The sequence below is a fragment of the Autumnicola patrickiae genome (genome assembly GCF_031846525.1).
Lineage (GTDB): Bacteria > Bacteroidota > Bacteroidia > Flavobacteriales > Flavobacteriaceae > Autumnicola > Autumnicola patrickiae.
On the sequence record NZ_JAVRHM010000016.1, the window covers coordinates 107,635 to 113,634 of the forward strand.

The window sequence follows — 6,000 nt, forward strand, 5'->3', positions numbered from 1 at the left end:
TCAGCTGAAGAATTTATCATTCAACAGATTAGAAGAACTTCAAAAATAGGATAGCTTTAAGGTTTTTCATTGCAGAAATCTCTGTGATAATGGATATATTTGCAAAAAAATGAAATCTATGGCCGGAAAAATCTTGATTATAGGCGCCAGCGGACAAATAGGCACCGAATTAAGCCTGAAACTGAGGGAAATCCACGGAAATGAGCAGATAATCGCCAGCGATATAAGAGAAGGTAAGTCAGATTTGATGAATTCCGGTCCTTTTGAAGTTGCCGATGCCACCAATGCTGAACAAATTGGCCAGATAGTGGAGAAATATGACATTTCTGAGGTCTACCTTATGGCGGCCATGCTTAGTGCCACTGCCGAAAAAGCACCAATGAAAGCCTGGCATTTAAACATGGATTCTCTTTTTAATGTGCTGAACCTGGCAAAGGATAAAAAGATCGAGAAAGTTTTCTGGCCATCAAGTATTGCCGTATTTGGGCCTACAACACCAAAGAACGGAACGCCGCAAAATACCATTATGGAACCTTCAACAGTTTATGGGATTAGTAAACAAACAGGGGAGCGCTGGTGCGAATATTTTCACAGGATTTATGGTGTAGACGTGAGAAGCATCCGTTATCCAGGGATTATTAGTTACAGAACACTTCCCGGCGGCGGCACGACAGATTATGCAATTGAGATTTTTCATGAAGCAGTGAGAAAGGGCGAATACACTTCTTTTCTTTCAGAGAACACGTCGCTTCCCATGATGTATATGGAAGATGCCATAAAAGCGACAATTGACATTATGGAAGCCCCTTCAGAAAAAATAAAAATCAGGTCTGCCTATAATCTTTCGGCTATGAGTTTTACGCCCAAAGAACTTGCTGAAGAAATTAAAAAGCAATTATCGGAATTTACTATTCAATATAAACCTGATTTCAGGCAGCGGATAGCAGATTCCTGGCCATCCAGCATAGATGATTCCCAGGCGCGCCGGGATTGGGGCTGGAACCATAATTTTGACATTGAAGCTCTTACCACAGAAATGCTGAAAGGCATGAAAGCACAGCTCCAGAAGTAATATTGATTTAGAATTTTAAAGTGGAGGCGGGAGAGAGACTATTTTGTTTCGTTTTGGACCGGAAAACTTCAGCAGGTCGATAATTGACATTTTAAGGCACCTCTTAAATATGATCCTCCGGAAATTGCAGAGATATAAAACTAAAAAAAGCCGCTAGAGCGGCTTTTTGAAGTCTTCAATAGAAAATATGTTATTCTATAACGCGCACATTGCTTGCGTTTACTCCTTTTCTTCCTTCCACTTCTTCGTACTCTACTTTGTCACCCTCTTGAAGAGTTTCGCCGTCAAGTCCTGTAATGTGAACGAAGATGTCTCTTCCGGTTTCGTCGTTAGTGATGAATCCATAACCTTTGGACTCATTGAAAAATTTTACTGTACCTTCCATTATAAAAAAATAAATATTATTAAAGTACAAACTTAGTATAATAAATTTGACATGGCGGCAAGATCTTCTGAGAATTTTGAAAAAATTAGGATTTAACTTTCTATTTTCGGTTGTTCTCGCGCATCTTTTTCATGTTCTTTTCAGAGAGCGTGTAGTCTTCCAGTTTTTTTCCTTTCCATCTCACGTAGAGGAAGATAGGCATTAAAATAAAGGCGCTTGCCAAGACGGCAACTCCAATTACAGCGTCTCCTAAAGGATCATTCCCTTCTGATTTGTAGTAAAAACCTACACCAATGGCGACAAGAATAGCTATTACTAAAATCTTTAAAATCGTGTTCATATGTTATACTGTTACTTCAATTAATTTTTGTCTGTAGGCGGTCAAAAGTTTGGACTTGGAGATAAATCCTATATACTTTTCATTTTCAATTACAGGAAGGTTCCATGCATCACTGTCCTGGAACTTTTTCATAATATCCTTCGTCCTGTCCTTGCTTATATCAATTACTTCCGGCGCTACCTGCATAAGCTCCCTTACCGTAATTTCGTCATAGAGTTTTTGATTAAACATTACCGGCCGAATGTCGTCCAGGAGGATGATGCCCATAAAATGACCATTTTCGTCCACAACCGGAAAAAGATTCCGGGAGGATTTTATTACCCCGTTATGGATAACGTCACCTAAACTCGCCTCAATATCCACTGTTACAAAATTGGTTTCAATAACCCCTCTTATATTCAGCAAAGTTAATACCATTTGATCTTTATTGTGGGTAATTAATTCCCCGCGGTTTGCAAGATCAAGTGTATACACAGAGTGTGGCTGAAATTGGGAAGTGATCATAAAAGAAATTGCGGCCGTGATCATAAGAGGTACAAAAAGTTCGTATCCGCTGGTAAGTTCGGCAATAAGGAAAATAGCTGTTAGTGGTGCGTGCATAATCCCCGCCATAAGTCCTGCCATTCCCACCATTGTAAAGTTACTTACAGATAATGGTCTGGCTAGAAATCCTAAATTGTTGATGATAAGTGCAAAACAATGGCCCATGGCACTTCCCATAAAAAGCACCGGAGCAAAAATTCCGCCAATACCACCCGCGCCAAGTGTAAGGGAAGTCGCCACAATTTTGAAGACAACCAGCCCTGCAAGTAATGCAATGACCACCCAAATACTATCATTCAGGTTTCCGAATATATTATTCTGAAGGGCGTACATGTAATTTTCCTGAAGTAAATTGTTGATTACGTCGTAACCTTCACCATAAAGAGGCGGAATGAAAAATATTAATATTCCTAAAGCAGCTCCTCCAATGAGCAACCTGTAAAAAGGAGATTTTATCCTGCTGAAGAAATGATTAATCCTGAAATAAATTTTAGTGAAATATATTGAACATAAAGAAGCCAGAACACCCAGAAGAATATAAAAAGGAACCTGGGAAATCTGAAATTCATCGGAAAGCTGTGAGTGCAAAATAATGTCTGAGCCCGTAAAGAAGTACGTAGTGAGAATAGCCGAAACTGATGCCAGCAATAAGGGAATCATGGAAACCAGTGTTAGATCCAGGCTAAAGATTTCTATAGCAAATATAATTGCGGCAATTGGAGCTTTAAAAAGAGCTGACATTGCCCCGGCAGCGGCACAGCCAATTAGCAAAGTTCGGGAAGCCTGGTTCAGTTTAAAGATGCGGGAAATGTTGGAGCTTATAGATGCTCCGGTTACCACAGTTGGAGCCTCCAGCCCAACAGAACCTCCAAACCCCACGGTTAATGGAGCGGTGATAAGAGAAGCATATGTCTGAAAGCGGCGCATAATCCCACTTTTTCTCGAAATAGCGTGCAGGGTAGTGGGGATACCATTTCCCACTTCTTTTTTAAACCAGAATTTGATAATTATAAGCGTGAGCGCAAGACCAAAAATGGGAAAGATGAAGTAGAAAGCGTTATGGTAATTAATAACGAGCTCTCCTTCCAGTAAAGCCTGAATATAATGCGTAAGGTTTTTTATAGTTACAGCAATGAGCCCTGAGATAAATCCAATTAAAGAACTAAGCACCATCAAAAACTGATGGTGCGTTAAATTTTTGGTTTTCCAGTTTAAAAACCACGGCAACAAATTTTTAACGGATTTTGCCACGCAAATTCTGTTTTAAATTAGGAACAAAAATTCTGCTTAATCCAGGATAGCTCTTATAACCTCAGCTTAAGATGTAGTTCTTTTAATTGCTCTTCGTCCAGTTTTGCGGGAGCATCAATCATAACATCACGACCTGCATTGTTCTTTGGGAAAGCAATAAAATCCCGAATGGTTTCCTGTCCGCCAAGAATAGCCACAAGCCTGTCGAAGCCAAAAGCTATTCCACCATGGGGCGGAGCGCCGTATTGAAAAGCTTCCATTAAAAAGCCAAACTGTTCTTTTGCTTCTTCCTCTGTAAATCCAAGGTAATCAAACATTTTGGACTGCGTCTTTTTATCGTGGATCCTTATGGAACCACCTCCAATTTCGTTTCCGTTAAGGACAAGATCGTAGGCATTTGCCCGTACTTCTCCGGGATTCGTTTCCAACAACGGAATATCTTCTTTTTTAGGCGAAGTAAAGGGATGGTGCATCGCGTTGTACCTCTGGGTTTCTTCGTCCCATTCTAAAAGTGGAAAATCCAGAACCCACAGCGGAGCAAATTCATCAGGATTTCGTAAACCCAACTCGTTTCCAAGGTGCATTCTTAAAGCACTTAGTTGCGTTCTGGTTTTATCTGTGTCGCCGGCCATTACAAGGATAAGATCCCCAGCTTTTGCCCCTGTTTGTTGAGCCCAGCCAAGAAGATCTTCAGAAGAATAGAATTTATCTACAGAAGATTTTAAGCTGCCGTCCTCGTTATATTTTACCCAAACAAGTCCGTTTGCACCTACCTGAGGTCGTTTTACCCATTCAATAAGTTTATCAATTTCTTTACGGGTGTAAGAAGCAGCTCCGGGAACAGCGATGCCTACTACAAGTTCCTGTTGGTCAAAAACATTGAAGCCTTTGTTTTTTGCAAGTTTATTAAGATCGGCGAATTCCATTCCAAAGCGGATATCAGGTTTGTCATTTCCGTATTTTGCCATAGCTTCGGCATAAGTCATTCTCGGAAAATCACTAATATCGACCCCATTTATTTCTTTGAGCAGGTGCCGGGTAAGTCCTTCAAAAATATTCAGGATATCTTCCTGTTCTACAAAAGCCATTTCGCAATCGATTTGTGTGAATTCCGGTTGCCTGTCGGCTCTCAAATCTTCATCACGGAAACATTTTACGATCTGAAAATATTTATCCATTCCGCCTACCATAAGCAGTTGCTTAAAAGTCTGCGGAGATTGGGGAAGTGCGTAAAACTGACCTTCATTCATTCTGCTTGGCACCACAAAATCCCGTGCCCCTTCAGGAGTGGACTTGATAAGGTATGGTGTTTCAACTTCAATAAAACCAGCTTGTGAAAGATAATTTCTTACCTGCATCCCGACTTTGTGACGGAATACCAATTTATTTTTTACCGGATTCCTACGGATGTCCAGATAACGATATTTCATTCTTAAATCCTCACCTCCGTCTGTTTCTTCTTCAATAGTAAAAGGAGGGGTAAGGGAAGTATTCAGGATATTTAGTTGGGAGACTAGAATTTCTATTTCGCCGGTTGGAATATTCGGATTTTTTGATTCCCGCTCAATTACTTCCCCGGTAACCTGGATCACGAATTCACGTCCCAGTTTTCCTGCTTTTTCCATTAGTTCTTTAGAAGAACGTTCTTCATCAAAAATCAATTGGGTTATACCATAGCGATCCCTTAGATCCACCCAAACCATAAAGCCTTTGTTCCTTATTTTTTGGACCCATCCTGAAAGTTGAACTTCCTGGCCTTTATTTGCTAAGCTTATTTCCCCGCAGGTATGACTTCTGTACATAATATCCTTAAATTTTAAAGTGGTGCAAAAGTAACAAGTTATTGGCGTTTTTAAGTAATTAATAATATATAAAAGTCAAAGGCTTTTCCGCAGATATCTGGAAATGTAAATCATATAAATGTCTCATTGTAAATATATTGAATCTCCAATGTTAAGTTAAGGTTACGTAATTATTGCTTAATTGTAAATAATATGCTATATTTGTAAAGTAATCATTAAAAAAGAACTGCGATGAAGAAGATAAAACAAATGATGCTGATAGGCGCATTAGTCGTTAGCAGTGCCGTGATGGCACAAGAGAAGGAGCCTGTTTTTGAACAACAGGGAGATTTAATTAAAGGAACGTTTTATTATGAAGATGGAAATATTAGACAGGAAGGTACGTACAAGGACGGAGAACTCCATGGAGAATGGGTTTCTTACAACAAGGAAGGTGAGAAGACAACGATCGGACAATACGAAAGGGGTCAAAAAACTGGTAAATGGTTTTTTTGGACGGAAGATAATCTAACAGAAGTAGATTATAAAGACAGCAGAATTTCTTCAGTTAATAGCTGGAAAAGTGAAAGTGGTCTTGTAAGTAGAGATTAGTTGTTTTAGAAGATTC

General features: G+C 39.6%; 6 protein-coding genes. 2 read left to right on the top strand and 4 right to left on the bottom strand.

Translation table 11 applies throughout. From position 1 onward, the window contains the following. Positions 1–118: 118 nt before the first annotated feature. A complete protein-coding gene (locus RM549_RS13895) occupies positions 119–1,072 on the top strand; it encodes an NAD-dependent epimerase/dehydratase family protein (RefSeq protein WP_311685861.1) in 954 nt (317 codons plus the stop codon). Positions 1,073–1,262: 190 nt separating this feature from the next. Here RM549_RS13895 and RM549_RS13900 read toward each other — a convergent pair whose 3' ends face one another. The 4 genes from RM549_RS13900 to aspS form a co-directional block, all read right to left on the bottom strand. After that, positions 1,263–1,457 carry a cold-shock protein gene (locus RM549_RS13900; protein ID WP_311482759.1) on the bottom strand — a complete coding sequence of 65 codons (195 nt, stop codon included), beginning with the start codon at positions 1,455–1,457 and terminating at the stop codon, positions 1,263–1,265. Positions 1,458–1,557: 100 nt separating this feature from the next. Next, the gene (locus RM549_RS13905) at positions 1,558–1,797 is read right to left on the bottom strand and encodes a hypothetical protein (RefSeq protein WP_311685863.1); all 240 of its coding nucleotides are present in this window, start codon (positions 1,795–1,797) and stop codon (positions 1,558–1,560) included. Between the two features lie 3 nt (positions 1,798–1,800). Further along, a complete protein-coding gene (locus RM549_RS13910) occupies positions 1,801–3,591 on the bottom strand; it encodes a chloride channel protein (RefSeq protein ID WP_311685865.1) in 1,791 nt (596 codons plus the stop codon). 53 nt (positions 3,592–3,644) lie between these two features. Further along, positions 3,645–5,393, bottom strand: a complete 1,749-nt coding sequence (gene aspS, locus RM549_RS13915; RefSeq protein ID WP_311685867.1) for an aspartate--tRNA ligase — start codon at positions 5,391–5,393, stop codon at positions 3,645–3,647. A gap of 231 nt (positions 5,394–5,624) precedes the next feature. Here aspS and RM549_RS13920 point away from each other — a divergent pair, with 231 nt between their 5' ends. Beyond that, the gene (locus RM549_RS13920) at positions 5,625–5,984 is read left to right on the top strand and encodes a toxin-antitoxin system YwqK family antitoxin (RefSeq protein ID WP_311685869.1); all 360 of its coding nucleotides are present in this window, start codon (positions 5,625–5,627) and stop codon (positions 5,982–5,984) included. Positions 5,985–6,000 lie beyond the last annotated feature (16 nt).

What these genes read in the sequence shown, in the direction of transcription:
- RM549_RS13895 (WP_311685861.1), top strand. Translation starts at nt 119, where the DNA reads ATGGCCGGAAAAATCTTGATTATAGGCGCCAGCGGACAAATAGGCACC.
- RM549_RS13900 (WP_311482759.1), bottom strand. Translation starts at nt 1,457, where the DNA reads ATGGAAGGTACAGTAAAATTTTTCAATGAGTCCAAAGGTTATGGATTC.
- RM549_RS13905 (WP_311685863.1), bottom strand. Translation starts at nt 1,797, where the DNA reads ATGAACACGATTTTAAAGATTTTAGTAATAGCTATTCTTGTCGCCATT.
- aspS (WP_311685867.1), bottom strand. Translation starts at nt 5,393, where the DNA reads ATGTACAGAAGTCATACCTGCGGGGAAATAAGCTTAGCAAATAAAGGC.
- RM549_RS13920 (WP_311685869.1), top strand. Translation starts at nt 5,625, where the DNA reads ATGAAGAAGATAAAACAAATGATGCTGATAGGCGCATTAGTCGTTAGC.